Source organism: Halomicrococcus gelatinilyticus (genome assembly GCA_024227995.1).
GTDB classification, from domain to species: Archaea; Halobacteriota; Halobacteria; order Halobacteriales; family Haladaptataceae; genus Halomicrococcus; species Halomicrococcus gelatinilyticus.
Genome location: CP100465.1, coordinates 583,542 through 607,177, shown reverse-complemented (window position 1 = coordinate 607,177; position 23,636 = coordinate 583,542). Strand labels below are relative to the sequence as shown.

General features: G+C 68.3%; 24 protein-coding genes, 1 tRNA gene and 1 pseudogene. 11 read left to right on the top strand and 15 right to left on the bottom strand.

From position 1 onward, the window contains the following. Window positions 1-162: 162 nt before the first annotated feature. Window positions 163-453 carry a DUF7344 domain-containing protein gene (locus tag NKT36_RS03265; RefSeq protein WP_327052518.1) on the top strand — a complete coding sequence of 97 codons (291 nt, stop codon included), beginning with the start codon at window positions 163-165 and terminating at the stop codon, window positions 451-453. 126 nt (window positions 454-579) lie between these two features. Here NKT36_RS03265 and NKT36_RS03260 read toward each other — a convergent pair whose 3' ends face one another. The 3 genes from NKT36_RS03260 to NKT36_RS03250 all read right to left on the bottom strand — a co-directional run bounded on the left by NKT36_RS03260 (window position 580) and on the right by NKT36_RS03250 (window position 1,829). Beyond that, entirely contained in the window at window positions 580-1,068 is a 489-nt protein-coding gene (locus NKT36_RS03260) for a DUF309 domain-containing protein (protein WP_327052517.1), read from the bottom strand. A 121-nt stretch (window positions 1,069-1,189) separates the two neighbouring features. Next, window positions 1,190-1,507 (bottom strand): DUF7116 family protein, encoded by a 318-nt coding sequence (locus NKT36_RS03255; RefSeq protein WP_327052516.1) that lies wholly within the window; start codon window positions 1,505-1,507, stop codon window positions 1,190-1,192. An 82-nt stretch (window positions 1,508-1,589) separates the two neighbouring features. Next, a complete protein-coding gene (locus NKT36_RS03250) occupies window positions 1,590-1,829 on the bottom strand; it encodes a DUF5816 domain-containing protein (RefSeq protein WP_327052515.1) in 240 nt (79 codons plus the stop codon). Window positions 1,830-2,061: 232 nt separating this feature from the next. Here NKT36_RS03250 and NKT36_RS03245 point away from each other — a divergent pair, with 232 nt between their 5' ends. Next, window positions 2,062-2,472 carry a TRAM domain-containing protein gene (locus NKT36_RS03245; protein ID WP_327052514.1) on the top strand — a complete coding sequence of 137 codons (411 nt, stop codon included), beginning with the start codon at window positions 2,062-2,064 and terminating at the stop codon, window positions 2,470-2,472. A 42-nt stretch (window positions 2,473-2,514) separates the two neighbouring features. On the opposite strand, the gene NKT36_RS03240 is transcribed toward NKT36_RS03245, so the two are convergent. Then, window positions 2,515-4,263 (bottom strand): radical SAM protein, encoded by a 1,749-nt coding sequence (locus tag NKT36_RS03240; RefSeq protein WP_327052513.1) that lies wholly within the window; start codon window positions 4,261-4,263, stop codon window positions 2,515-2,517. Window positions 4,264-4,406: 143 nt separating this feature from the next. Here NKT36_RS03240 and NKT36_RS03235 point away from each other — a divergent pair, with 143 nt between their 5' ends. Beyond that, on the top strand, window positions 4,407-5,816 hold the full coding sequence (locus NKT36_RS03235) for an MATE family efflux transporter (protein ID WP_407652227.1): 1,410 nt from the start codon (window positions 4,407-4,409) through the stop codon (window positions 5,814-5,816). A 139-nt stretch (window positions 5,817-5,955) separates the two neighbouring features. On the opposite strand, the gene gatB is transcribed toward NKT36_RS03235, so the two are convergent. Both gatB and NKT36_RS03225 read right to left on the bottom strand, forming a co-directional pair. Next, entirely contained in the window at window positions 5,956-7,443 is a 1,488-nt protein-coding gene (gene gatB / locus NKT36_RS03230) for an Asp-tRNA(Asn)/Glu-tRNA(Gln) amidotransferase subunit GatB (protein ID WP_327052511.1), read from the bottom strand. 78 nt (window positions 7,444-7,521) lie between these two features. After that, on the bottom strand, window positions 7,522-7,716 hold the full coding sequence (locus NKT36_RS03225; protein ID WP_327052510.1) for an HVO_0649 family zinc finger protein: 195 nt from the start codon (window positions 7,714-7,716) through the stop codon (window positions 7,522-7,524). Window positions 7,717-7,840: 124 nt separating this feature from the next. Between NKT36_RS03225 and pdxS the strand changes: the two genes are divergently transcribed. Beyond that, window positions 7,841-8,749 carry a pyridoxal 5'-phosphate synthase lyase subunit PdxS gene (pdxS, locus tag NKT36_RS03220; protein WP_327052509.1) on the top strand — a complete coding sequence of 303 codons (909 nt, stop codon included), beginning with the start codon at window positions 7,841-7,843 and terminating at the stop codon, window positions 8,747-8,749. A gap of 45 nt (window positions 8,750-8,794) precedes the next feature. Here pdxS and NKT36_RS03215 read toward each other — a convergent pair whose 3' ends face one another. After that, window positions 8,795-11,428 (bottom strand): efflux RND transporter permease subunit, encoded by a 2,634-nt coding sequence (locus tag NKT36_RS03215; RefSeq protein ID WP_327052508.1) that lies wholly within the window; start codon window positions 11,426-11,428, stop codon window positions 8,795-8,797. A 273-nt stretch (window positions 11,429-11,701) separates the two neighbouring features. Here NKT36_RS03215 and NKT36_RS03210 point away from each other — a divergent pair, with 273 nt between their 5' ends. Next, window positions 11,702-13,351, top strand: a complete 1,650-nt coding sequence (locus tag NKT36_RS03210) for a DUF255 domain-containing protein (protein WP_327052507.1) — start codon at window positions 11,702-11,704, stop codon at window positions 13,349-13,351. 81 nt (window positions 13,352-13,432) lie between these two features. Further along, complete coding sequence (locus NKT36_RS03205; protein ID WP_327052506.1) at window positions 13,433-14,239, top strand: TrmB family transcriptional regulator; 807 nt, start codon at window positions 13,433-13,435, stop codon at window positions 14,237-14,239. Here NKT36_RS03205 and NKT36_RS03200 read toward each other — a convergent pair. After that, the gene (locus NKT36_RS03200; RefSeq protein WP_327052505.1) at window positions 14,228-14,947 is read right to left on the bottom strand and encodes a MogA/MoaB family molybdenum cofactor biosynthesis protein; all 720 of its coding nucleotides are present in this window, start codon (window positions 14,945-14,947) and stop codon (window positions 14,228-14,230) included. The two genes, NKT36_RS03205 and NKT36_RS03200, sit on opposite strands and share 12 nt — an antisense overlap. A gap of 191 nt (window positions 14,948-15,138) precedes the next feature. Between NKT36_RS03200 and NKT36_RS03195 the strand changes: the two genes are divergently transcribed. Together NKT36_RS03195 and NKT36_RS03190 are read left to right on the top strand one after the other, a co-directional pair. After that, window positions 15,139-16,179, top strand: a complete 1,041-nt coding sequence (locus NKT36_RS03195; protein ID WP_327052504.1) for a zinc-binding dehydrogenase — start codon at window positions 15,139-15,141, stop codon at window positions 16,177-16,179. Continuing rightward, window positions 16,176-16,451, top strand: coding sequence for a hypothetical protein (locus NKT36_RS03190; protein ID WP_327052503.1), 276 nt, complete (start codon window positions 16,176-16,178; stop codon window positions 16,449-16,451). The genes NKT36_RS03195 and NKT36_RS03190 overlap by 4 nt, the downstream gene beginning before the upstream one ends. A gap of 30 nt (window positions 16,452-16,481) precedes the next feature. Here the strand turns inward: NKT36_RS03190 and NKT36_RS03185 are convergent, their stop codons facing one another. From NKT36_RS03185 to NKT36_RS03160, 6 genes and pseudogenes are all read right to left on the bottom strand, one after another. Continuing rightward, a complete protein-coding gene (locus tag NKT36_RS03185; protein ID WP_327052502.1) occupies window positions 16,482-16,640 on the bottom strand; it encodes a hypothetical protein in 159 nt (52 codons plus the stop codon). A 232-nt stretch (window positions 16,641-16,872) separates the two neighbouring features. Then, entirely contained in the window at window positions 16,873-17,220 is a 348-nt protein-coding gene (locus NKT36_RS03180) for a hypothetical protein (RefSeq protein WP_327053423.1), read from the bottom strand. 142 nt (window positions 17,221-17,362) lie between these two features. Then, a pseudogene (locus NKT36_RS19225) lies at window positions 17,363-18,279 on the bottom strand (sodium:solute symporter family transporter); the annotation flags it as partial. A gap of 13 nt (window positions 18,280-18,292) precedes the next feature. Then, complete coding sequence (locus NKT36_RS03170; RefSeq protein WP_327052501.1) at window positions 18,293-18,445, bottom strand: hypothetical protein; 153 nt, start codon at window positions 18,443-18,445, stop codon at window positions 18,293-18,295. 93 nt (window positions 18,446-18,538) lie between these two features. Then, a complete protein-coding gene (locus NKT36_RS03165; protein WP_327052500.1) occupies window positions 18,539-18,967 on the bottom strand; it encodes a desampylase in 429 nt (142 codons plus the stop codon). Window positions 18,968-19,582: 615 nt separating this feature from the next. Continuing rightward, window positions 19,583-19,665 (bottom strand) — tRNA-Leu (locus tag NKT36_RS03160). A gap of 353 nt (window positions 19,666-20,018) precedes the next feature. On the opposite strand from NKT36_RS03160, the gene NKT36_RS03155 reads away from it, so the two are divergent. The 3 genes from NKT36_RS03155 to NKT36_RS03145 all read left to right on the top strand — a co-directional run bounded on the left by NKT36_RS03155 (window position 20,019) and on the right by NKT36_RS03145 (window position 23,258). Then, complete coding sequence (locus tag NKT36_RS03155; protein WP_327052499.1) at window positions 20,019-21,128, top strand: hypothetical protein; 1,110 nt, start codon at window positions 20,019-20,021, stop codon at window positions 21,126-21,128. A gap of 290 nt (window positions 21,129-21,418) precedes the next feature. Then, window positions 21,419-22,687, top strand: a complete 1,269-nt coding sequence (gene icd, locus NKT36_RS03150; protein WP_327052498.1) for an isocitrate dehydrogenase (NADP(+)) — start codon at window positions 21,419-21,421, stop codon at window positions 22,685-22,687. A 151-nt stretch (window positions 22,688-22,838) separates the two neighbouring features. Beyond that, entirely contained in the window at window positions 22,839-23,258 is a 420-nt protein-coding gene (locus tag NKT36_RS03145) for a VOC family protein (RefSeq protein ID WP_327052497.1), read from the top strand. 9 nt (window positions 23,259-23,267) lie between these two features. Here the strand turns inward: NKT36_RS03145 and NKT36_RS03140 are convergent, their stop codons facing one another. Beyond that, entirely contained in the window at window positions 23,268-23,606 is a 339-nt protein-coding gene (locus tag NKT36_RS03140; protein ID WP_327052496.1) for a cupin domain-containing protein, read from the bottom strand. Window positions 23,607-23,636 lie beyond the last annotated feature (30 nt).

Below are 23,636 nucleotides of genomic sequence, written 5' to 3'. Positions count from 1 at the left end.
CACCACGATTCAGAAACAACAGATTCTAGTCCTGAGAACTGCGAAAACTCGAAGCTAAACGTCTACGTTCACAACAGCGTTATACGCGTGTGGGCCCCAGTCACCTACAGGGTGGCCAACCGGGGAATCGACCATCCTGCGTGGTGAATCTCCCCGACAATCATGAACGATTACTGTTTCAAAGCGCTGGCAGACGGCCGCCGTCGAACGCTACTGGCTGCGCTCCTCGAACACAATCCCCAGTCTCCGGGCGACCCGGCCGTCGCCGGTGGGGACACGGAATCGCTGGAGTACCGCCGGCGACAGGCAGCCATGCATCACAATCATCTTCCCATGCTCGACGAATACGGGTTCGTCACCTGGGACGAAGAGACGAACGAGGTCAGCAAGGGGCCGCAGTTCGAGGAAATCCGACCACTGCTCGAACTCGTAGACGACCAGGCTGGGGACTGACCGTCCGCGGCGGCGCGCTCGTGGCGATACGGGGCAGGGCGACCCTGACCGGGCCGGAGGTGCGTTGCGACCGCCACTGCCCGAGAGCGGGCAGCGCTTCGGTCGTGCCTGTTCCCTGGCGCGCGGTCACTCCAGTCCGTCGGCGTACGCGAAGTCCGTCTCCGTCGCCACCGGATACGTGCCGTCGAGTTCGATCCGCCAGCCGTGGAGGACGGTCGGGTCCTCCCGGGCGTCCGTGATGGTCGTCCGGACGCCGAGCACGTCGACGCCGTAGAAGTCGTTCGGGACGCCGTGGAGGTACTGCAGCGCCGTCCGGAACAGCGACCGCATGCCGCCGTCGTCCTCGAAGTCGAAGTGCTTGTACGCACCGGCGGCGACCTGGACCATCCCGTGGAGGAACTGGCTCTCGACGCTCCCCTGTCCGTAGTTGTACCACTCGTCCTCGAAGCAGTCGTGGCTCTCGTGGAACTCGCTGGCGTTGAACAGGCGGACGCCGTGGCGCGTGGCCCGCCGCAGCGTCGCGTGCTCCCACAGTCCGTCGGCGGCCCGCCAGCCGGTCGGTTGGCGGCCGTCCGGCGGCGGTGCCACGGTCGGGTCGCTGGTGTGGTCGTCCATGCAGTCACCTTGGCTCCCCGGTCACCTGGGGCTTGTCCCCGACCGCCAGCCCACGCCCTGGACCGGTCTGGTAGCCGTCGTCGGTGTCCGTCGAAAACGAGGTCCGTCCGGTCGAACGGAGTCAGACCGCGACGGAGGACGGTGGTGCCCGTGCGACCTCGTAATCGCCGCTCTCGCGGACGCCGATTATCGCCCACTCGTACTCGAGGTTCATCTCTCGCAAGCCCTCGCGGAGCTTCGTCACGTCCTCCTTCCACGTTACGAAGCATCGAAGGTCCCCACGGTCGGGGGCGTCCGTCGTCTCGGTGAGCGCAGTCACGTGCACTTCTCGCCACTTCCGCTTGGCCCGGAATTCGTCGCCGTCCTCGAGCACCTCGTACCCGAGGTCGCTGAATATCGACCTGGCCTCGTCAATCAGGGGCGTGTTAACAGGGGCCATTCGACTGTCGATACCACACGCCACGTAATAAATGTTCTTGCGGGGCGGAACTCGTTCCGAAAGAACCCCCGCCACGACGTCCTCACTCGTGGGCCGCGTCCCACTCTGTCGGTTTCCGGAGGTTATCGCATCGGTTGCACTTGATGCGTCCCATCGTGTCCATCGCCGTGTCGAGCGACTCGCAGTGTCCGCAGTAGTAGCCGTACCGCCGCTCGCGCTCCGGCGACCGGTAGACGACGAAGAACGGACCTTTCGACCCGCGCTCGCCGTTCCGTCGACTGAGATACAGCGTCTCTCCGTCCGCAGTCGTCGTTTCCTCCATCGAACACGGATTGACGGTCGAACGATTTAGGGCTACTGGAGGTGCCCGGGCACGCTCGCCACTCGACGGTGGCCCGCCACGGCGACCGGGCACGCCTTCGGTTCGTCTCCGGAGCGTGGTCGGGACGAAGGTCACGAACCGCCGATCCACCGCTCCAGCCCTTGCTCGCGGTTGAAGTGTCGATACTTCTTTAATGGTTGACTACTTGGTTTTCAGTGGAGGTCTACGACCATTGGAAATCTCTGACAAACTCCTGTGTCTGTTCAGCGCTGACGTTACTCTGAAAGGCGACGAGTACGTCGTCTCGATCCCTCGTCGCGAGATCGACACCGGGTCGGTCGAACCGGGCGAAACCTACCGTGTTGCACTCATCTCCCGCGAGGCGGAGACCGAGTCGACCGAGACCGAAACCAGCAGCAACGAGGAGACCGTCTCGTCCGAGCCACAGCCTCCGGTCGAATCCGGCGAGGTCCGGTACGTCGAGATCGAGGACATCGGCAAGCAGGGCGACGGCATCGCCCGCGTCGAGCGCGGCTACGTCATCATCGTCCCCGGTGCCGAGATCGGGGAGCGCGTGAAAGTCGAGATTACCGAAGTCAAGTCCAACTTCGCCGTCGGCGAGATCATCGAAGAAGAGTTCTAGCGCCGTTCGCGAGACTTCATCACTTTCTCGCCGGTCGACCGGTCAGTCAGCGCTCTCGGATTTCTCCTCGCCGCTCGCACTGACGTCTGCCCGTGCGAACGCGGACAGGTCGACGTCGACGGCGTCCGCGAGTTCGGCCGGCGACTCGTACGGCCGGTCGACCACGACGTTGCCGGCGCGCTGTCTCCCCATCCCCGGGAGCGCCATCAGTTCGTCCATCGAGGCCGTGTTCACGTCCAGCGGATAGGGGACGCCGGTCACCGACCGGTAGCCGTGGTCGACGACGGCGACGTCGATGGTGCGCCTGAGTTCGCGTTCGCCAGGCACGGCGACCAGCAGCGGGTAGGTGCCGAGTTGCCGGCCGAAGGTCCGGCCGTCCCTGTGGTACTCCAGGTGGACGTCCGGGAGGACGGTCCCGGCGGGGGCGACCCGCTGGAGCATCGGGTTGTCTATCTCCTCGCGGACCTCGCTCTTGTACTGCTTGAACAGCTTCTTGTGGTCCTTCGCGATGTCCGCGCCGACGTCGCTCATCTCGGTCCCGTCGAACGCCATCACCTGCCGGATGTTCACCCGGCGCAGCATCAGCCCCTCGTCGTAGACGCGTTCGAGGAACCGCTTGTTGTGTGCGAACGTCTCCTCGCGTTCGCCCTTCAGCCCGTGCAGGAGGTTGATGCCGGGGAGGAGTTTCGGCAGGCGGTTCGTGGCGTCCTCGCCGTGGGTCGGTGCGTCGCTCGCATCCTCGCCCGGCCGCCAGCCGGCTTCTTCGTTGACTATCTTCACGGCCTCGAAGCACTCCTCGGCGGTGACGTTGAGGTTGTTCTCCTCCTGGACGACGGGGTCGGCGGACTCCAGGCCGAACGCGGCGGTGTCGCCCGGCGTGTTGTGCTCGGCGATGACCCGGATTCCCTCGCGGGCGAGGTCCGGCCACTCGACCACCGTGATGGGGTTCATGTTGTCGAGGTGCAGCGTCTCCAGGTCGGGCGCGACCTCGCGGATACCGCCGTACAGCTCGCGGAGCGCGTCCGGGTTGGGCTTCTCGCCGTCGCCGCCGTACGCGAGGATGTCGGCCTGGCGGCCCAGCCGGAAGTGGCGGGCACCGCGCTCGTAGAGGCGCTCGACCTCGCTGACGACGGAGTCCGGCTCGCGGAAGGAGGGGTTGCCGTACAGCGGTTCCGTGCAGAACGAACACCGGTACGGACAACCGCGCGACGTCTCCATCTCGCAGATGAGGTAGTCCGGATGGTTCGGATGCTGCTCGACGACGAACGCGCCCCTGGCGGCCCAGCGGTCGATCTCCGCGTTGTCGCGCATGCGGTCGCCGAACCCCTCCAGGCCGCTTGCGACGAGGTCGTGGGCTGCCGCCTCCACGTCGCCTTTCGCGACGAAGTCGAAGTCGAGGTCGTCGCGCTCCGTCGCCGTCCCGCCGGCGTTCTCGTCGCCGACGCCGAACTTCACCGGGCCGCCCATCAGGCTCGTCCCGTCGGCGGTCCAGGCCAGTTCGCGCACCTCGTCCGGTTCCGCCGGCGTCCCGCCGACGTACTTCCCGGGGACGGTCATCCCGCCGAGGTAGACGAACAGGTCCGCGTCGGCGACGTCGCGCCACTTCGAACGCTCCTCGCGCAGTTCGTCGATGGTGTGGTAGGTTATCTGCGCCTCGGGCACCCCCGCGTCCACGAGCGCGCCCGCCGTGTACCGCGGGTACGTGGAGATGTACGGCGGTACGCCGAAGTGGGCGGGTTCGTCGACGTACCCGTCGACGAGCGTCACGTCGAGGGCTGCGGGGTCGGTCATGGCCGGGAGTTGCGTCTCGACGGGTAAAACGATGACTACACGGCCGTCGCGACCCCCGGCAAACCGGACGCCGAACGGCCGATTTAAGCCCTCGTCGTCCGTCGCGCTAGTCCGTGCCGGGACGGAACGACAGCCGCATCGACATGACGACGGGTGCCATCACGCCGAAGCTCGTGAGCCTCGCGTGGCCGCTGGTCGCCGGGAACCTCCTCCAGACGGCGTACAATCTCGCCGACATGTTCTGGGTCGGCCGCGTCGGCAGGAACGCCGTCGCCGCCGTCACGCTCATGTTTCCGACCGCGTGGCTGTTCGTCTCGCTCGCGATGGGACTGACCGCCGGCGCTGTCGCGCTCGTCTCTCAACACGTCGGTGCCGGCGACGACCGCGCGGCGGACGCCGTCGTCGGCCAGGTCACCCTGCTCACCGTCGGCGTCGGTCTCGTCCTCGCGACCGTCGGCTACATCGGTCGCCACCCGCTGCTCGTCTTCCTCGGTGCGGAGGGCGTCGTCTACCGACTCGCGCTGGACTACATCGAGGTGCTGTTCGTCTCCATCCCGTTCACGTTCCTCTTCTTCGTCTTCCGCGCGGTGCTCCGCGGCGCGGGCGACACCCGGACGGCGATGTGGCTCGTCGTCCTCTCCGCGGGCCTGAACGTCGTCCTCGACCCGCTGTTCATCCTCGGCGTCGGAACGTTCCCGGCGTGGGGCGTCCGCGGTGCCGCCGTCGCCACCCTGATATCGCGCATCTTCGCCGCCGCCGTCGGCGTCGTCCTCCTCCTGCGAGGCGACTGGGGCATCCGCCTTCGCGTCGAAGACCTCCGCCCGGACGTCCCGGTGCTGAAGAAGCTCGTCTCCATCGGGTACCCGGCGACCCTCGACGGCGCGGCGCGGAGTTTCGCCGCCGTGGCGATGGCCGCGCTGGTCGCCCGGTTCGGCCCCGTCGCAACCGCAGCCTACGGCGTCGGCCTGCGGCTGATGTCCGTCTCGTGGACCGTCTCCGGCGCGGTCGGGCAGGCGGCCGCGACGGGCGTCGGCCAGAACCTCGGCGCCGAGACCCCCGACCGCGCCGCTCGGGTGACGTGGACGGCGACCGCCGGCACCATGGGCGTCCTCTTCCTCGCGGGTGGCATCATGTTCGCGTTCCCCGCCCCGCTCATCCGGGCGTTCATCGCCGACCCCGCCGTCGTCGCCGAGGGCGTCGACTTCCTGCGCATCATCGGCCCGTTCCTGGCGTTCTTCGGCGGCCTGATGGTCGTCCAGGGCGGGTTTCGCGGCGCAGGCGACACGCGCGTCGCGATGGCCCTCTCCGTGCTCTCGCGGTGGGTGCTCCGGATCCCGGCCGCGGGACTGTTCGCCTACCAGTGGTCCTGGACGCTCTCCCTCGTCGGCCCGTCCGTCGCGCTCGGCGGCCTCTCGTGGGGCGTCGACGGCCTCTGGTGGGCGTGGTCGTTCTCGGCCGTCGCGTCGTTCGTCGTCGGCGTGCTCTGGTTCAGCCTCGGACGCTGGCAGGAGGGCGTCATCGACGACGAGAAGCGATCGACGCCGGGAGATTAGCCGTCTCCACGACGCGAGCCTTTAAATCGGAAGGCGAGGCCACACCCGGCGTGACCTGACGAAGTGCTGCGACGGGGTCGAGGCGGGAGTACGGCGCGCCCCTCGCGAGGAGAACTGAACCGCTCGCCGTCTGTTCGCGCTACTCGTCCAGTCGTTCGCGGAGCATCCCGTTCACGGCGCCGGGGTCCGCGCTGCCGCCGGTCTTCTGCATCACCTGGCCGACGAGGAAGTTCAGCGCGCCGTCCTCGCCGGCGTGGTAGTCCTCGACTGCGTCCGGGTTCTCGTCGATGGCTTCCTGGACGGCGCCCTCGACCGCGCTGGTGTCGACCTTGCCCAGGTCCTCGCGTTCGATGATGGTTTCCGGGTCGTCGCCCTCGTCGAGCATCTCCCGGAGGACGATCTCCTCGGCGTTCTTCGTGGTGATCTCGTCCTCGGCGACCAGTTCGACGAGGTGGCTGAACTCGTCGAAGCGCCCCTCGACGTCCGTGATGGCCATGTCGCGGTAGTTGAGTTCGCCCAGCAGGTTGTCCGCGACCCACGTCGCCGCGAGGTCCGGGTCGAACGTCTCGGCGACGTCCTCGTAGAAGTCAGCGACCTGCTTCGTCGACGTGAGCTTGCTCGCGGCCTCCTCGCTGAGCCCGTACTCGGCCTGGAAGCGCTCGCGGCGGGCGTCCGGGAGTTCCGGAATCGACAGCTCCTGCTTCCAGTCCGACACCTGCAGCGGCGGAAGGTCGGCCTCGCGGAAGTAGCGGTAGTCTTTCTCCGCCTCCTTGCTCCGCATCGAGACGGTGATGCCCCGGGTCTCGTCCCAGTGGCGGGTCTCCTGCTCGACCTCGCGCCCGCGGTTGATGGCGTTCTTCTGGCGCGTCTCCTCGTAGGCCAGCGCCTTCTCGGCGCCCTTGTGGCTGGAGATGTTCTTCACCTCGGTTCGGTTGGCGTCCTCGAGCGTCGAATCGTCGATCGCGCCGTCGCCGTCGACCTCGTCGCCGGAGACGATGCTCAGGTTGGCGTCCACGCGGAGGCTCCCGTCGCGGGAGCTGTCGAAGACGCCCAGGTACTCGAGGACCTCCTCGAGTTTGGCGAGGAAGGCCCGGACCTCCTCGGCGCTCCGGAAGTCCGGGTCGGTGACGATCTCCATCAGCGGGATGCCGGCGCGGTTGTAGTTGACCAGCGTGTAGTCGGCGGTGTCGATGTTGCCGCCCTGGTGCTGGAGGCTCCCGGGGTCCTCCTCGAGGTGGGCACGCTCGATGCCCACAGTCCGGCGCTCGCCGCCGACCTCGATCTCCAGCTCGCCGTCCTGGCAGATCGGGGCGTCGTACTGGGTGATCTGGAACCCCTTCGGGAGGTCGGGGTAGAAGTAGTTCTTCCGGTGGAAGCGCGTCTCCTCGGGGATGTCGGCGTCGATCGCCTTGCCGACCTTGACGGCGGACTCGACGGCGGCCTCGTTGAGGACGGGCAGGGCCCCGGGCAGTCCGAGACAGACAGGGCAGGTGTAGGTGTTCGGCTCGGCGTCGTCCTGGTCCGTCGAGCAGCCACAGAAGATCTTCGTGTCCGTCTCCAGCTGGACGTGGACCTCGAGGCCGATGACGGCCACGAGTTCGTCCTGCTGGACAGCCTGTGCAGTCATTACTCGGGTTACGGGCCGCCATTGCTTAAAAGGCTACGGGACGCTGTCGGCGGCGGCGGCGCGTCCCCGTCGACCGAGTCAGTAGCTCAGGACGCGCGTGTCGACGGCGTCGCAGCGAGGACAGACGTGACGGTAACGGAGTTCGCCGCGGTCTGCGGTAGCGTTCCAGGTGCCGTCCTCGTCGACGAATCCGCACTCGGGACAGCGAAGCATCGTCTCCTCGTAGTGCTGGCGGAGTCGGTCGAAGGGGGAACGGGCCCCTTTGATTGCCATGTGTTATCTTATAGCACGAAGCGGCATAGTTCTATCGTCGAGCGGACGACGCCACGCACTGTTCAGGCCAGACCGGTGCGCCCGTAACCGGTACGTCTTAAGTTTCGGGGTCGGTATAGCCGGTATGGCGGACGAAACCGACGTCGAAGAACTCAAACGCGGAACGGAACTCGTCAAACGCGGCTTCGCTCGAATGCAGAAGGGCGGCGTCATCATGGACGTCGTGAACCGGGAACAGGCCCGTATCGCCGAGGACGCGGGCGCGGTCGCCGTGATGTCGCTCGAAGCGGTGCCGGCCGACATCCGGAAGCGCGGTGGCGTCGCGCGAATGGCCGACCCGGCGGACGTGGAGGCCATCGTCGACGAGGTGTCGATCCCGGTGATGGGCAAGTCGCGAATCGGGCACACGAAGGAGGCCCAGATTCTCGAAGCGGTGGGCGTCGACATGATCGACGAATCCGAGGTGCTGACGCCCGCCGACGACGCCTACCACATCGACAAGCGCGAGTTCACCGCGCCGTTCGTCTGCGGCGCGCGCAACCTCGGCGAGGCGCTGCGCCGCATCGAGGAGGGCGCGGCCATGATCCGGACGAAGGGCGAGGCCGGCACCGGCGACGTGAACCAGGCCGTCCACCACCAGCGCCAGATCAAGGGCGCGATCCGCGAACTCGAGGGGATGACCCACGAGGAGCGCGAGGCGTACGCCCGCGAGATCGAGGCGCCGGCCCACCTCGTCCACGAGACGGCCGAGATGGGGCGGCTCCCGGTCGTGAACTTCGCGGCCGGCGGCATCGCGACGCCCGCCGACGCCGCGCTGATGATGCACCACGGCTGCGACGGCATCTTCGTCGGCTCCGGCATCTTCGGCGCCGAGGACCCCGAAGCGATGGCGGAGGCCATCGTCGAGGCCACGAACAACTGGGACGACCCCGAGCGACTCGCCGCGATCAGCAAGGCGGCCGGCTCCGGCATGCGCGGTGAGGCCAACGTCGACCTGCCCGAGGAAGAGAAGCTCCAGGGCCGCGGTAACTGACCGGGACCCATTGTCTGCCGTCGTTCTCCAGTCGCCCAGTACCGACTACGCAGACCGGAGGACGCGCTCCCGGACCACGAGCAGTGCCGGGAGGACGGTCAGGCAGGCGACGAGGGCGAAGACGATGCTCAGGCCGGTCACCAGACCGAACCGCTGGAGCGGGGGCGACAGCGCGAGCGCGAGCACGCCGAACCCGGACGCGGTCGTCGCCGCGCTGCCGAGCAGCGCGCCGCCGGTCCCGGTGATAGTCGCCGCCAGCGCGTCGTCGACGGAGTCCCGCCGGGCGCGTTCGTCGACGAACCGCTCGCTGAAGTGGATGCTGTAGTCGGCCCCGAGCCCGATGGCGAGGCTGGTGATGACGGCGGTCTCGCTGTTGAACGGGATGCCGAACGCCGACATCGTGCCGAGTAGCCAGGCCAGCGAGGCGAGAACGGGGAGCAGCGTCACCACCCCGAGCTCCGGGGCGCCGTGGAGCCACCAGTACAGCCCCACGAGGAACGCGAGGATGACGCCCAGCGTGACGGCGAAGCCCTGGACGAGCGTCTCCAGCAGCGCGTCCTGCAGCGCGGTGGTGATCACCGGCCCGCCCGTCGCGACGGCGGTGACGGGGGCGTTCCGCTCGACCGCGTCCGCGACCGTTCGCACGTCGCCGGCGATGGTCTGGGACGCGGCGTCGGCCTCGACGCCCACGACGAGGCGCGCGGACTCGTAGGAACCGTCGTCGGTGCGCGCCAGGACGGTCGAAGCGCGGTCCGGAGCGACCTCGAACAGCAGGTCGTACACCGCGGCGACGTCCCTGTCCGGGAGGCCGTCGCCGTCGTCGTCGCGCGCGTCGACCGCGGCGGCGACCGTCTCGTTCTCCGCGGCCACCTCGCGGACGACCGCCGTCGGTCCGTCGACGGCCGCCGTCCCGTCGGAGCGGACGACGATGGTTCCGTCTGCACTGGCGGTCGCTTCGTCTATCGTGGCGAGCGTCGCCGGCGCGGTCACGTTCCCTCGCAAGAGAATCTGGGCCTCCGACCCCTGGCCGCGCTGCCGGAAGTTGTCGCTCAGGTAGGCGAGATCCTCGCGGACGTCGTAGTCGCCGGGCGCGAGCGGGCCCGGCAGCGACGCCGTCCACGCCGGGGCGTCCTCCGGGAGGAAGTCGGCCCGGTTGAACTCCGTGTCGATGTCCGTCGCCCCGTAGACGCCGCCCGAGGCGAGGAGGAGCGAGACGACGACCACGGCGAGCGGGGCGCGACGAGCGAGCCCCCCGGCGCGCGAGAGGAGTCCGTTGATCGGTCCCGCGCCGACCCCGACGGCCGGCTTGCGCCGGTCGCGGCCGAAGCGAGCGAAGAGCCGCTCGATTTCGAGCTTGAGAGCCGGTACGAGCGCGGCGAACACGACGAACGTGGCGACGATGCCGGCGGCGCTCAGGACGGCGAAGTCCTGGATGGCCTGTAGCGGGCTGACGTAGTTGGAGAGGAAGCCGATGCCGGTCGAGAACGTTGCGGCGGCGAGCGCCAGGGTGACGCCGGCCACGCCCGCACGCATGGCGGTCGACGGGTCACGTCCGCCGACGACGTCGTCGTCGGTGTCGAGCGACCCCTCGCGGGCCTCGCGATAGCGCATGACGACGTGGAGCGAGTAGTCGATGCTCAGCCCGACCAGCAGGAACGGGACGGCGATGAGCAACTGGTTCGACGGGATGGCGAGCCATCCCTGCACGCCGGAGAGCCACGCCATCACGACGCCGATGCCGAAGACGCCGACGAGCACGTCCACGACGTCGCGGTACGCCACGCCGAGGACGACCAGCACGAGCACGAGCGCGACGGGGGTGATGATGGCGAAGCTGTCGCCGATGGCGCGCGTGGACGCGTCGTCGGTGATGCCCTGTCCGAAGACGAAGGCGTCGTCGAACCGGTCCTCGACCAGCGAGGCGATGGCGACCTGGGCCTCGTACGCCGCCGTGGGGTCGCCGCCCGGCCCGCTGTCGTCGACCTGGAACACGAACGTGATGCGCGCGTCGGCGTCGGTCGTCCCCGGTTCGTAGTCCGCGGGGAGGAACTGGTACGGGTCGCCGCCCGGAACGGTCGCGTCAGGGTCGAGTACGCGCCCGAGCAGCGCCTCGAACTCGGCGTCGGAGAGCGACTCAAGCGCCGCTATCTGCTGGTCGAGCGTGGGCGCGGCCGGTGGTCCGCCGGCCGACGACTGCGCGCTACCGGCGGTCGCGTTTCCGTCGCTCGCGTTCCCGCCCGTCGCGTTCCCCGACGTCGTCTCCCCTCCGCGGGGACTGCCCGCCCTGCTCTCGGCGTACGCCGCCGTGGCGACGACGTTCTCGACGCCGACCATCGCGCGCTCGTCCCGGAGCGTCTCGTCGATGGACGCGTTCTCGCGCAGTCGTTGCTGGAGGCGAAGGCTTTCCAGCAGCGACTCGCGCGTGAGGACGTCGCCGCCCTCGTCGCGGACGACGACCTGTGCGACGACCGCGTCGTCGGTGTCGTACGTCGACTCGATCTCCTCCTGTGCCGCCTGCGCCTCGGAGTCGGTCTCGAACTGGCCGATGCCGCCGTCATCGCTGCCGCCGACCGCCGCGCCGGCGGCGACGACGCCGGTGAGGACGAGCACGACGAGGACGACCAGTCTGCTTCGCGAGACGAGAGCGTCGGCGTACCGTTCGAAGAGCCGGTCGCTCATCCCGCCACCTCGCGTCGCGTCGGCTCCGTCCCGGTCGAGGACGCCGCGTCCTTCCTGGTGACACGTTTCGGGGACATTCGCTACTGGGGTTTCTGCCGTGCCTATAAGGAACGGTGGGTTTCGTACGTCCGCTCTCACGGGAATTCTCCACGTCCGGTCGACTGCTCGACGGTGGCTGGAACCGGGGTCGTCGTGGCCGGATGGACAGCGGAGGCGACGTCATCCGTGACCGAGAGCGAAGCGCTTACCCACGAACCGCACCACCGTGAACGCATGGACGAGTCAGCGGAGCGAACGAAGGTCGAGTGGCGCGAGTGGGGCGAGGCGGCGTTCGCCGAGGCCCAGGACGAGGACCTGCCCGTCCTCCTCTCGCTGTCCGCGACGTGGTGTTCGTGGTGTCACGAGATGGACGAGGAGACGTACTCGGTGCCGACGCTGGCGGCGAACGTGAACGACTCGTTCGTCCCGGTGCGCGTCGACGCCGACCGCCACCCCCGGGTGCGCGAACGGTACAACGTCGGGGGATTCCCCTCGACGGTCTTCTGCACGCCGGAGGGCGAACACCTCACGGGAGCGACGTACCTCGACCACGACGCGATGCGGCAGGTCGTCGGCCGGGTGCGGGACCTCTGGGAACAGAAGGGCCGCGACGCCGCACAGGTCCCGCGGAGCCTCCGGGACCAGGACCCGCCGGCGGGCGAGGTGACGGCGGACGTCGAGCGTAACGTCGCGGGGCAACTGGACGAGAAGTTCGACGCGACCCACGGCGGGTGGGGCGACGACGCGAAGTTCCCCCTGCCGCGGACGGTCGAGTTCGCGCTGAAGCGGGAGCGCGAGACGGCGCTGGCGACGCTCACCGCGGTCGAGGAGCACCTGTTCGACGACTACGAGGGCGGATTCTTCCGCTACGCGGGCCAGCGCGACTGGAACGACGTCCACCACGAGAAGGTGCTCGACACGAACGCCGCGCTGCTGCGCGCGTACGCGAACGCCTACCTCTACACCGGCGACGAGGAGTACCGCGACGTCGCCGGCGAGACGGTCGACTACCTCGCCGAGACGCTGTGGCAGGACGACGTCGAACCGGCCGCGTTCGGCGGCAGCCAGCGCCCCGACGACGACTACTACGCGGGGTCGCCCAGCGACCGCGAGGACGCCGCCGCCCCGGCCGTCGACCCCACCGCGTTCGCCGACTGGAACGCGCTGGCGGCCGACGCCTTGCTCACCTACCACGCGTACACCGACGACGAGCGCGCCCGTCGCTACGCCGAACGGACGCTCGACTTCCTCGCCGACGCCGTCGAGGACGGCGCGGTCGTCCACTACCGCGCCGGCGACGAGACGGGCGAGCGCGGCCTGCTCGCCGACCAGGCCCACGTCGCCGGCGCGTTCGCCACGGCGGCGCAGGTGCTCGGCGACGACTACCTCGTCACCGCGCGCGCCGTCGCCGACCACGCTATCGAGACGCTCCAGGACGACGGCGCCTTCGTCGACGGCCCTGCCGAAGGCCCGGGACTGCTCGACCGCCCGCTCCGTCCCATCGACGGCAACGCCGCGATGGCGAACGCGCTCGTCGACCTCCACGCGCTCACGGGGGACGCCGCCTACGAGGACGCGGCCCGCGACGCCGTCGGTGCGTTCGCCGGCGCGTCGGACCGCCTCGGCGTCCAGGTGACCGGATACGCGACGGCAGCCGCGCGACTCGTCGACGCGCCGCTGCGCATCGACGTCGCGGCACCTGCCGGGTCCGACCTCCACCGGGCCGCGCTCCGCGTCGCCGACCACGAGAAGGTCGTCGTCCCGGACGCCGAGGGCGACTACGAGTCGGGGCACGCGTACCTCGTCGCCGACGGCGAACCGTCCGACCCCGCGGCAACTCCCGACGAGTTGAGTGAACTGGTCGAGGATTACTTCCGCGGATAGGTCGGACCGATTCGGCGCTTCGTCCGATTCCGACGGAAACTCGCGTAGCGTTTTTATGCGGCCGGTGTGATGATAGCGAACATGGCAAGTCTCCGCGACCTCGGTCTCTCGGAGTACGAGGCGCGCGCCTACCGGGCGCTGCTCAACACCGGTCCGACGACCGCGAAGGACCTCTCCAGGGCGAGCGAGGTGCCGATGGGACGCATCTACGACGTGCTGAACAGCCTCGAGACCCAGAACATCGTCCGCAGCCAGACCGCGAGCCGACCGAAGAAGTACGTCGCGGTCGAGCCGAACACGGCCCTGGACCGCCTGCTCGACGACAAGCTCCAGGAGCTCACCGAGAAGGCCGAGCAGTACGAGAACATCGTAGACGAGCTCTCGGAGGAACTGGACACCGCCGAACCGCCCATCGACGAGGGGTTCTGGACGGCGGCGGTCGGCCCCGAGGACGCCATCGAACTGCTGGTCGAGCGCCTCGACGCCGCCGAGGAGCGAATCGTGATGGTCGCGGGGCAGCTCTCGCCGAAGTTCGACATCGGGACCGTCGGCGAGCAGGTGACCGAGCATCTCGAGGAGGCGCTCGAACGCGACGTCGAGGTGGCCGTGCTGATGTCGCCCGACCTCGTGCGGACGCTGCCGACGAGCGTCGGCGACCGCTACGCGGACACGCTGTCGGACCACCCCCGGTTCTCGGTGCGGACGACGCCGGATCTCGAGGGCACCTTCAACCTCATCGACGACGTCGAGGTGTGCATCGAGGTGACGAACCCGCTCGCGCCGGGAGAGGCGTTCGCCATGATCGACCTCAAGGACCCCGAGTTCGCCGCGAACGTCAACAACCAGTTCGACGCCCGCTGGGAGTCGGCCGAACCGCTACGCCTCTGACTCGTCGTCGCGAGTAGCCAGCCCGGCCAGGTGGCCCGCCTCCTCGACGATTATCTCGCCGACGCCCAGTCGGACGGCCGCCTCACTCCCTGGGAGACAGAATACGACGGTCCCGTCGGCGAGTCCCGCAGTCGCGCGCGTGCCGACGACCTTCGTCCCGATGTCGTCGTAGGAGAGCCGGCGGAACAGCTCGCCGAAGCCGGGGAGTTCCCGTTCGAGCAGCGGTTCGACCGCCTCGACGGTCACGTCGTCCGGGGTGACGCCGGTTCCGCCCGTCGTGACGGTGACGTTCACGTCGTCGCGCGAGACCATGTTGTCCACCGTCGCCTGCACCCGGTCGTAGCTGTCGGGGACGAGTTCGCGGGTGGCGACCTCGTGTCCCTCGTCCTCGAGGAGTTCGACGATGGCGTCGCCCGCCGGGTCGTCGTCGAGCGACCGCGACGACGACACGGTGAGGACGGCGACGCCGAGTTCGGCGACGTCGTGTGCGTGGTGGCCGTCGTGGTGGTGGCCACCTTCGCCGTGTTCGTGCCCGCTTTCGTCGTGGTGGTGGTCGCCCTCGTCGTGTCCTCCCTCGTCGTGCCCACTCTCGTCGTGACCGCCGTTTGCGTGCCCGTCGTGGGGGCGCTCTTCCACGTCGTCTTCGGGTGACGATTCCCGTTCGTCGTCCGCGCCCCCGCTCGTCTCGTGCGACTTGTCGTCCACCATGTGCGAACGTTCGACGCCCCGCTCCTAAACTCTCCGCACGGAACGCGTTCGCTCCCCGACGGGCCGCTGCACTCCGGTGGGCGACCGCAGTAGGGCGGCGGTCGAAACGGCGTCGCGGCAGGGCCGTCCGAACCGTGTCAGCCGTTCGACCGGCACGTACAGTTTTCAACCCCCGGTTCCCAATCAGTACCATGAAGGCCGTCCAGTTCACGGAACACGGCGACCGCGACGTCATCGAATACGGCGACTTCCCCGACCCCGCCCCCGACCGCGACGAGGTACTCGTCGACGTGAAGGCCGGCGCGCTGAACCACCTCGACGTCTGGACCCGGCGAGGACTCCCCGGAATCGACGTCGAGATGCCCCACATCCCCGGTAGCGACGGGGCCGGCGAGGTCGTGGCGGTCGGCGAGGGCGTCACGCGCTTCGAACCCGGCGACCGCGTCGCGCTGTCGGCGGGCGTCAGCTGCGGCGACTGCGAGTACTGCCGCCACGGTGAGCACTCGCTGTGCGTGCGCTACCACATCATCGGCGAGCACGTCCGCGGCGTCCACAGCGAACTCGCCGCCATCCCGGAGGACAACCTTCTGGAAGTCCCCGAGGGCGTCCCGTGGGAGACGGCGGCCGCAGCACCGCTCGTCTTCCAGACCGCCTGGCGGATGCTCATCTCGCGGGCCGAACTGAAGCCCGGCGAGGACGTGCTCGTGCTCGGTGCCTCCGGCGGCGTCGGCCACGCGGCGGTCCAGATCGCCGACTACGCGGGCGCGAACGTCTACGCCACGGGGAGCAGCGAGGCGAAGCTCCAGCACGCCCGCGACCTCGGCGCGCAGGCCGCGTTCGACTACACCGAGGAGGACTTCGCCGACCGCATCCGCGATGAGACGGGCAAGCGCGGCGTCGACGTCGTCGTCGACCACGTGGGCGCGGCGACCTGGCAGGACTCGCTCGCCAGCCTGGCGAAGGGCGGTCGGGTGGTCACCTGCGGCGCTACGACCGGTGGGAACCCGGAGACGGACATCAACCGCATCTTCTGGAACCAGCTCCAGGTCATCGGGTCGACGATGGCCTCGAAGGGCGAGGCGGACGACGTCATGGAACTCGTCTGGGACGGCACGTTCGAACCCGCCATCCGCGAGGTGCTGCCGATGAGCGAAGCGGCGCGCGCCCACGAACTCCTCGAGGAGCGCGAAGGGTTCGGGAAGGTCGTCGTGAAACCCGACAGCGAACTGTGACGGGCGACACCTACGTCCACGACCCCGACGCCGTCGACGGCGAGTCGGCGGACGCCGACCCCGACGAGGTCGAACCGGACGACGGCGACGAGTTCGGCCGGAGCGGCTGGCTCCTCGTCGGCGTCATGCTCCTCGCGTTCGTCGTCGCCCCGCTGCTCATCTACCTGCGTCCGCCCGGACTGCCGTTCAAGTTCGCCTACCTCGTGCTCCCGCTCGTGCCCGCGCTGCTGCTCGGCGCGACGGCGGTGTGGGCCGCCCAGAGCAGCAAGTAACGTCGGCTCCTCGAACGCGGTCCGCGGCGGTCAGCCGTCGCCGCGACCGTGGACCAGCCGCCAGGTTCCTGCCGCGATTCCGAGACAGACGGCGGAGTACACGCCGAGCAGGAGCGTCCAGCCCGCACCGGTCGCGGGGACGGCGGTGACGGCGACGCCCAGGCCGACGGTGGCGACGCCGGCGAGCACCGTCGACCGCCGCTGACCCGGGCGACGTGCTCGTCGGCCGCGTCGGCTCCCGGCGCGAACACGAGGTCAGCGCGCTCGTCCGCCCGGATTCGATAGCCGAGATACGCCGTGCCGAGTCCCGCGAGTACGAGCACGACGGCGGCGAATACGTCTCCGGGCTCCATACGGCCCCGGAGCGACTCGGCTGACAAAAAGCTGGTTCAGTTACAGGAACTGCTACCTGACGCCCATGTCAGTCCCGAAACGGGTCCTCCGTCCCGTGGACGCTGTCGACGATGACGTCGCCGTCGGGACGCTCGACCAGCCAGAACAGCTTGTACGCCGACGCGACCCGCGTGAATCCGACGGTCGGCGGTTCCAACAGCGAGTAGCGCTGGGTCGTCCAGCGGAACACCGACTCGCGCGCCTTCTCGCGGCACTGCTCGTCCGACAGTTCCGCCGGGAGCACGAGCACGTCCTCGACCGTCCGGTCCTCGACCTCGGGGACGGCGTCGGCCCGCAGCACCAGCCGTCGCGTCCGGTCGACGCTCGCGACGTAGCGGTCGGTGCGGTCGCCGACGAGCGGGCGCTCGACGGTCACCTCTGCCTCGTAGACGCGGTAGGGGTACGCGACCGCGCCGACGCGACCGTCGCCCGCCTCCGACCGGAAGACGTTCGGCGGGATGACGGCGAGGTCGGCCCGTTCGCGCCTGTCGCCGACGAGCGCGGTCGTGGCGTCGCTCCTGCGGGCGTCGGTCGTCGCCGCCGTCGGTGACGTAGCCCGGCGTGCCGTCGTCGGGCTGGCTCGTCACCGCGGACAGCGGCTTGTCGAACACGTCGAAGTGGTCGTCGACGCCGCGCGGCGGCTTGGTCAGCAGCGACACGGAGACCAGGGTCAGCGTCGACAGGACGAACGCGGGGAACAGACCGTAGACGGTGACGAGGCCGTAGAGCGCGGGCGATGTCTCCTGCGCGGGCATCGCACCCAGCGCGTCGAGGACCGTCGGCAACTGGGTCCAGACGACCATCGTCGTCGTGCCGACGACCATGCTCGCCACCGACCCTTTCGCCGTGACGCGCTTCCACCACAGCGCGGCGATGAGCGTCGGCCCGATGGCCGCGCCCAGTCCGCCCCACGCGTAGTCGAGCACGAGCGTGTAGATGGGGGTGTTCTTCGCGAGGTAGGCGAACGCGATGCTCGCGCCGCCGATGCCGAGCGTCACGTACCGGGACGTGCGAACCAGATGCTCCTCGGTAGCCCCCGGGTTGACGAATCCGTGGTAGACGTCCTCGACGACCGCGCTGGTCGCGACGAGAAGCTGGGAGTCGGCGCTCGACATCATCGCCGCAAGCGACGCCGCGAGGACGACGCCGGCGACCACGCTCGGCAGGAGTTCGAGCGTCAGGCGGGGCATGGCGTTGTCAGCCTGCGCGAGGTCGCCCTGGCCGAAGACGACGATGGCGTAGAGGCCGACGAGCGCCGCGCCGACGTACGCGACGAACATGAACAGCTGGGCGACGAGCGCCGCCAGCCGGACGTTCTTCACGCGGTCGATGCCCATGAACCGTACCATGATGTGGGGTTGCCGGGGACGCCGAGCCCGATGGCGGCGTAGCTGACGACGCCGAACAGCGCGGCCCACCCCGTCGCGCCGGCGGAGCCAGCGATGCCGCTAGCCACGGTCGTTCACCTCCTCGGACCCGTACTGTTCACTGAGCCGCCTCTCTCGTCGACCCTCCAGCACGTAGTAGGCGATCAACATCGCGAAGAAGACCACGTACGGCACGACCAGCCCCAGCCAGTCGACCGTGCTCATTCCAGGCATGGCAGTGAGACCCTGCCAGCCGAGAATAAGTGTTCTGGATAGAACGGAGATTCACCGACGAATCGACACTCAAGTTGATGTATACGTTATGGATTATAACGGTCGTTCGCCGTGGCGGTCGATGCACACCGCCTCGGGCGTGAACGACTCGCCGGTCCACCGCCACGAGCCGAGGAAGGGGTTGGAGCCGTTGAGCGAGACGATGACGTGGGAGTAGCCCGTCCACGTCGCCACGGACCGGTCAGTCTCGCTCGGTCCGTCCGGTCCGGTCGGGTGGGAGTGGTAGAACCCCGCGACGTCGTAGCCTCGCGACTCGATGGTCTCCATGACGGCGAGCTGTTCCCCGGGATCGATCTCGTAGCGCGTCCGCGGCGAACTCGCGACGTTCTCCATCCGGAACGTGTCGACGACGCGGGCGTGGTCGCTGTAGTCTCCAGCGAGGATGCCACAGACCTCCTCCGGTCGTTCCCGACGCGCGTGACTGACGAGCGTGTCGTACACCTCCCGGGAGAGGGTTATCATACGGACCGACGTTCGGACGCGGCCGGCATAAGCGGGCGGGCCGACATCGGTCTCCTGGCGACCGGCGTGCTGCGCGGACGGGAGCGGAGATCGGTGGAGGGACTCGTCCCACGCGGAGGCGTTCCGGCACCGACTGCGCTCGCATCCAGATTTTCCGCTTCGTCTTCCGGCTCCGCGGAGTTCGACCGGCTCGGAGCGCCGTCTGGTCGGCGTAGAAGCGAACCAACCGGCAGTCGGGACAGAGAGAGGTGTTCAGGTACTCGACGGCGAGGCCGAGCGAACTCGACACGCCCCCCGACGTCTTCAGCTGTATCCGTTCCTCGCCGAACGTCTGGTGTTCTACCGCCCCATCGAGACGTTACAATCGGGACACGTTGGCATACGACTCAGTCGGGGCACGTTGCCATACGACAGTACGTCACGCTACCCATGTACCTGTGTTACGCTCATGGATTCCCGGGACAGAGCGCGCCGAGAGAAATGCGAGGGATGGGCTTCGAACCGGAGGAAGACGGTCGTGCTCGCGCACTTCGTTCGCTGTGCGCACTGCGACTTCCAGGGTTCGAACCCTCCGTTCGACTCCCAGCGGACCGCGGTACGCGGCTCGCAGAACAGTGCGAGGGATGGGATTCGAACCCATGGACCCCTACGGGAGCGGGTCTTAAGCCCGCCGCCTTTGGCCGCTCGGCAACCCTCGCCCGTCGGTCGATTGATGCTTCCGGCGCAAGTGGGTTTCGGTTGCCGCATGCGTTTCACTGTCGGTCCGGCCGTCGTGGTGGCCCTTTAGGAGGACACTACCCTGCACAGGCTCGTCCGGTAATCGACGGTACTCCGGCCAGCGGTCCGCTGGCGGCGTCTCGACTGGTTACGTGGCGACTGTTAGCAACAGGCAGATAGCGCGTTGTCGACGATTTCGGGCCGGTAATCCCGATGCACGGGCCATAAGCAGCCGTCGAAAGAGCGAACGGATTCCAACTATCCCGCCCGTTTATTCGCGACGTCGGGGTACCCTTGTTGCATGCATACTAACGCACGATACGGAGCCGTGCTGATGACGACACTGTTGATGCTCGCGAGCGTCGCGGGCGTGACGACCGCGCAGGCGCAGTCCAGTGCGAACGCCGAGGAAGGGGTACTGCTTCAGGACGTGACCGTCGACGAACTCCAGATCGGGAACGCGACGGTCCAGAAGGCCGCAATCGAGGCCATCCAGGCCGACGAACTCCAACTCGAGGAAAGCAATCGGACGCTCACCGACGTGCAGATGACCGACGTGCGACTCGAACAGTTGACCCTCGAGGGTGTCAGCGTCTCGGGCGTCAACGCGACGAACGCGACCAACGTGTCGAGCGTCGGCAGCGTCGACGTCTCCTCCGCTGACGCCGACCAGGTTCTCATCCGCGCGGTGGAGGTCGACACCGTCGTCGTCGAGGAGATCCGTCAGCTCGAACCGCGGGTCGCCCCCGACGATGACGGGGCGACCACGGCGATGAACGAGACGACCACGACGACCGAGATGGAGCAGAACGAGACGACGGTGGCCCAGGACGACACCCAGCAGGATGGCCTCGACACGGTGCTGTTCGAGCACGTCCAGGTCGACCAGCTCGACGTCGGTTCGCTGGCGGTCGAACGCGCCGTCACCGGTCAGACGGCGGCGAACACCGACGTGACCCTCCTCACACAGGGTAACGTCACCGCCTTCGAGATCGAGGAGGCCAACGTGAGCAACGCGTCGGTCGACAACGCGACGGTCGCGATGGGATCCGTCGATAGCCTCAGTTTCGTCGAGGAAGGACAGCTCCAGACCATCACGACGGTGACGACGACACCAGAGGAGACCACGCCTGCGGAGGAGACCACGCCTGCGGAGGAGACGACGCCGGCAGAGGAGACGACGCCGGCAGAGGAGACGACGCCAGTTGAGGAAACCACGCCAGCGGAAGAGACGACGCCGGCAGAGGAGACGACGCCAGTTGAGGAAACCACGCCAGCGGAAGAGACGACGCCGGCAGAGGAGACGACGCCAGCGGAAGAGACGACGCCGGCAGAGGAGACGACGCCAGCGGAAGAGACGACGCCAGCGGAAGAGACGACGCCAGCGGAAGAGACGACGCCAGCTGAGGAGACCACGCCGGCAGAAGAGACCACGCCAGCATAGACGACCGCCTGAACCGCCGCGGTCATCTCTGACGGAATTCCGTCGCGACCCTTTTCTCGCGTGCCGCCGTCGAGCACCGTCTGGGACACGGCAGACGAGCGTGGTCCACGCCGGACGGCCAATCGCTCGATGGAACGCAAGAGCGACGACGATTCGGCGCGGCCGTCGGGTCCGTCCGGCGGGCCGATGGCACGGACGTTGTCTCATGCTAGGAATTTAAGGACATATATGGTGCCTTCACGCCGAAACGGCAGGCCTTTTATCCCTCTCCCACCGATGTCCGAACGTTCATGAGCTACGACTACGACAAGATCGAGGTTCCCGAAGGTGGGGAGAAGATAACGAAAGACGGCGACGGACTCGACGTGCCCGAAGAGCCTATCATCCCGATCATCCACGGTGACGGCATCGGTAAGGACGTCGGCCCGGCCGCCCAGAAGGTACTGGAGACGGCAGCCGAGGCGACGGGACGGAACGTCCACTGGATGCGGGTCTACGCCGGCGAGACCGCACGAGAGAAGTACGACGAGAACCTGCCCGACGAGACGGTCGAGGCGATCCGCGAACACCGCGTCGCCATCAAGGGCCCGCTCACGACGCCGGTCGGTGCGGGCTTCCGGTCGCTGAACGTCGCGCTCCGCCAGACGCTCGACCTCTACGCGAACGTCCGACCGACCTACTACCTCGACGGCGTCCCGTCCCCGATGAAGGCGCCCGAGGAGATGGACATGGTCACGTTCCGGGAGAACACCGAGGACGTCTACGCCGGCATCGAGTGGGAGGCCGGCACCGAGGAGGCCGAGAAGGTCCGCGAGTTCGTCGAGGACGACATGGACTTCGACGGCGTGATGCACGAGGGCGACATCGGTCTCGGTCTCAAGCCCATCTCGGAGAAGGGCAGCAAGCGCCTCGTCCGCGAGGCCATCGACTACGCCATCGAGAACGACCGCGACAAGGTCACGCTCGTCCACAAGGGCAACATCATGAAGTTCACCGAGGGCCAGTTCGGCGAGTGGGGCATGGAGGTCGCCGACGAGGAGTACCCCGACGACGAGGTCTTCGCCGCGCCCGACTCCCTCTGGGAGGAGCAGGACGAGGTCGACATCCCGGAGGACGCCGTCATGGTCGAGGAGCGCCTCGCCGACGCGATGCTCCAGTGGATGCAGCTCCGCACCGACGAGTTCGACGTGCTCGCCATGCCGAACCTCAACGGTGACTACCTCTCCGACGCCGCGGGTGCCCAGATCGGCGGTCTCGGCATCGCGCCCGGCGCGAACTTCGGCGACGCGCGCTGTCTCGCCGAGCCCGTCCACGGCTCCGCGCCCAAGCGCGCCGGCCAGGACATGGCCAACCCGACCGCGCTCATCCTCTCCGGCCGCCTGATGTTCGAGTACCTCGGCTGGGACGACACCGGCGAACTCATCCGCGACGCCGTCGAGGAGACCATCTCCTCCGGCAAGGTCACCTACGACCTCGAACGCCAGATCGAGGGCGGCGAGAAGCTCGGCACCACGGAGTACGCCGAGGCCATCTGCGAGAACATCGAGAAGCTCTCGTAGAGCACTTCACCCCGGATTCCACCTTTTTCCGTCGACGTACCTCGTTAGCGTCGTAGTTCCCTTTCGCCCCGGGTGGCTCTCGTCGTCGCGCCTGGCGGACCACCCCATACTGTCGGCAGGTTTATTCGTCCCGCGCTCCGGACCGCGGACGATGACGAACCCTCTCGACGACGCCCGCGCCGGCCTGCTGCACCACGTCGAACTGTACGCCTCCGACTTCGAGGCGTCCGTCTCCTTCTGGGACTGGTTCCTCGGCGAACTCGGCTACGACCGGAAGAACGACTGGGAGGGCGGCCGGTCGTGGCAGCGCGGTCCGACGTACCTCGTGCTCGTCAGCGCGCCGGAGGAGTACGAAGACGAGGAGTATCACCGCCGCCACCCCGGGCTGAACCACCTCGCCTTCCACGCGGCGTCCCGCGACCACGTCGACGCGATGACCGAACGTCTGCGGGAGCGGGGCCGTCCCATCCTCTACGAGGACGACCACCCCCACGCCGGCGGCCCGGACACGTACGCGGTCTACTTCGAGGACCCCGAGCGGGTCAAGGTCGAACTGGTCGCGCCGGAGTAGTCGACGTTCTCAGTCCTGCCAGTCCGGGTTCGTTCGCGGCGGGCTGAACACGTCGATGCCGCGGACGGGGTCGTCGGTGCGGTTCTCGGCCGCGTGCGGTTCGTCGCCGGGAATCGAGTAGGAGTCGTTCTCCTCGATGACGTACTCCTCGCCGTCGATGCGGAACGTGAGCGCGCTGCCGTAGACGAACCCGACCTGCTCGTGTTCGTGGCTGTGCTCGGGCACGGTCGCCCCGGGTTCGATGTGGAAGTGCTGGACGCTCATCCGGTCGCCCGCTGCCAGCTGTACCAGGTGGACGCCGTCGACGACCTCGGTCGATTCGTGGTCCGACAGTGCTGTCGAGTCCATGGGCTTCGTTGGCACGCCGCTGACGTAAAT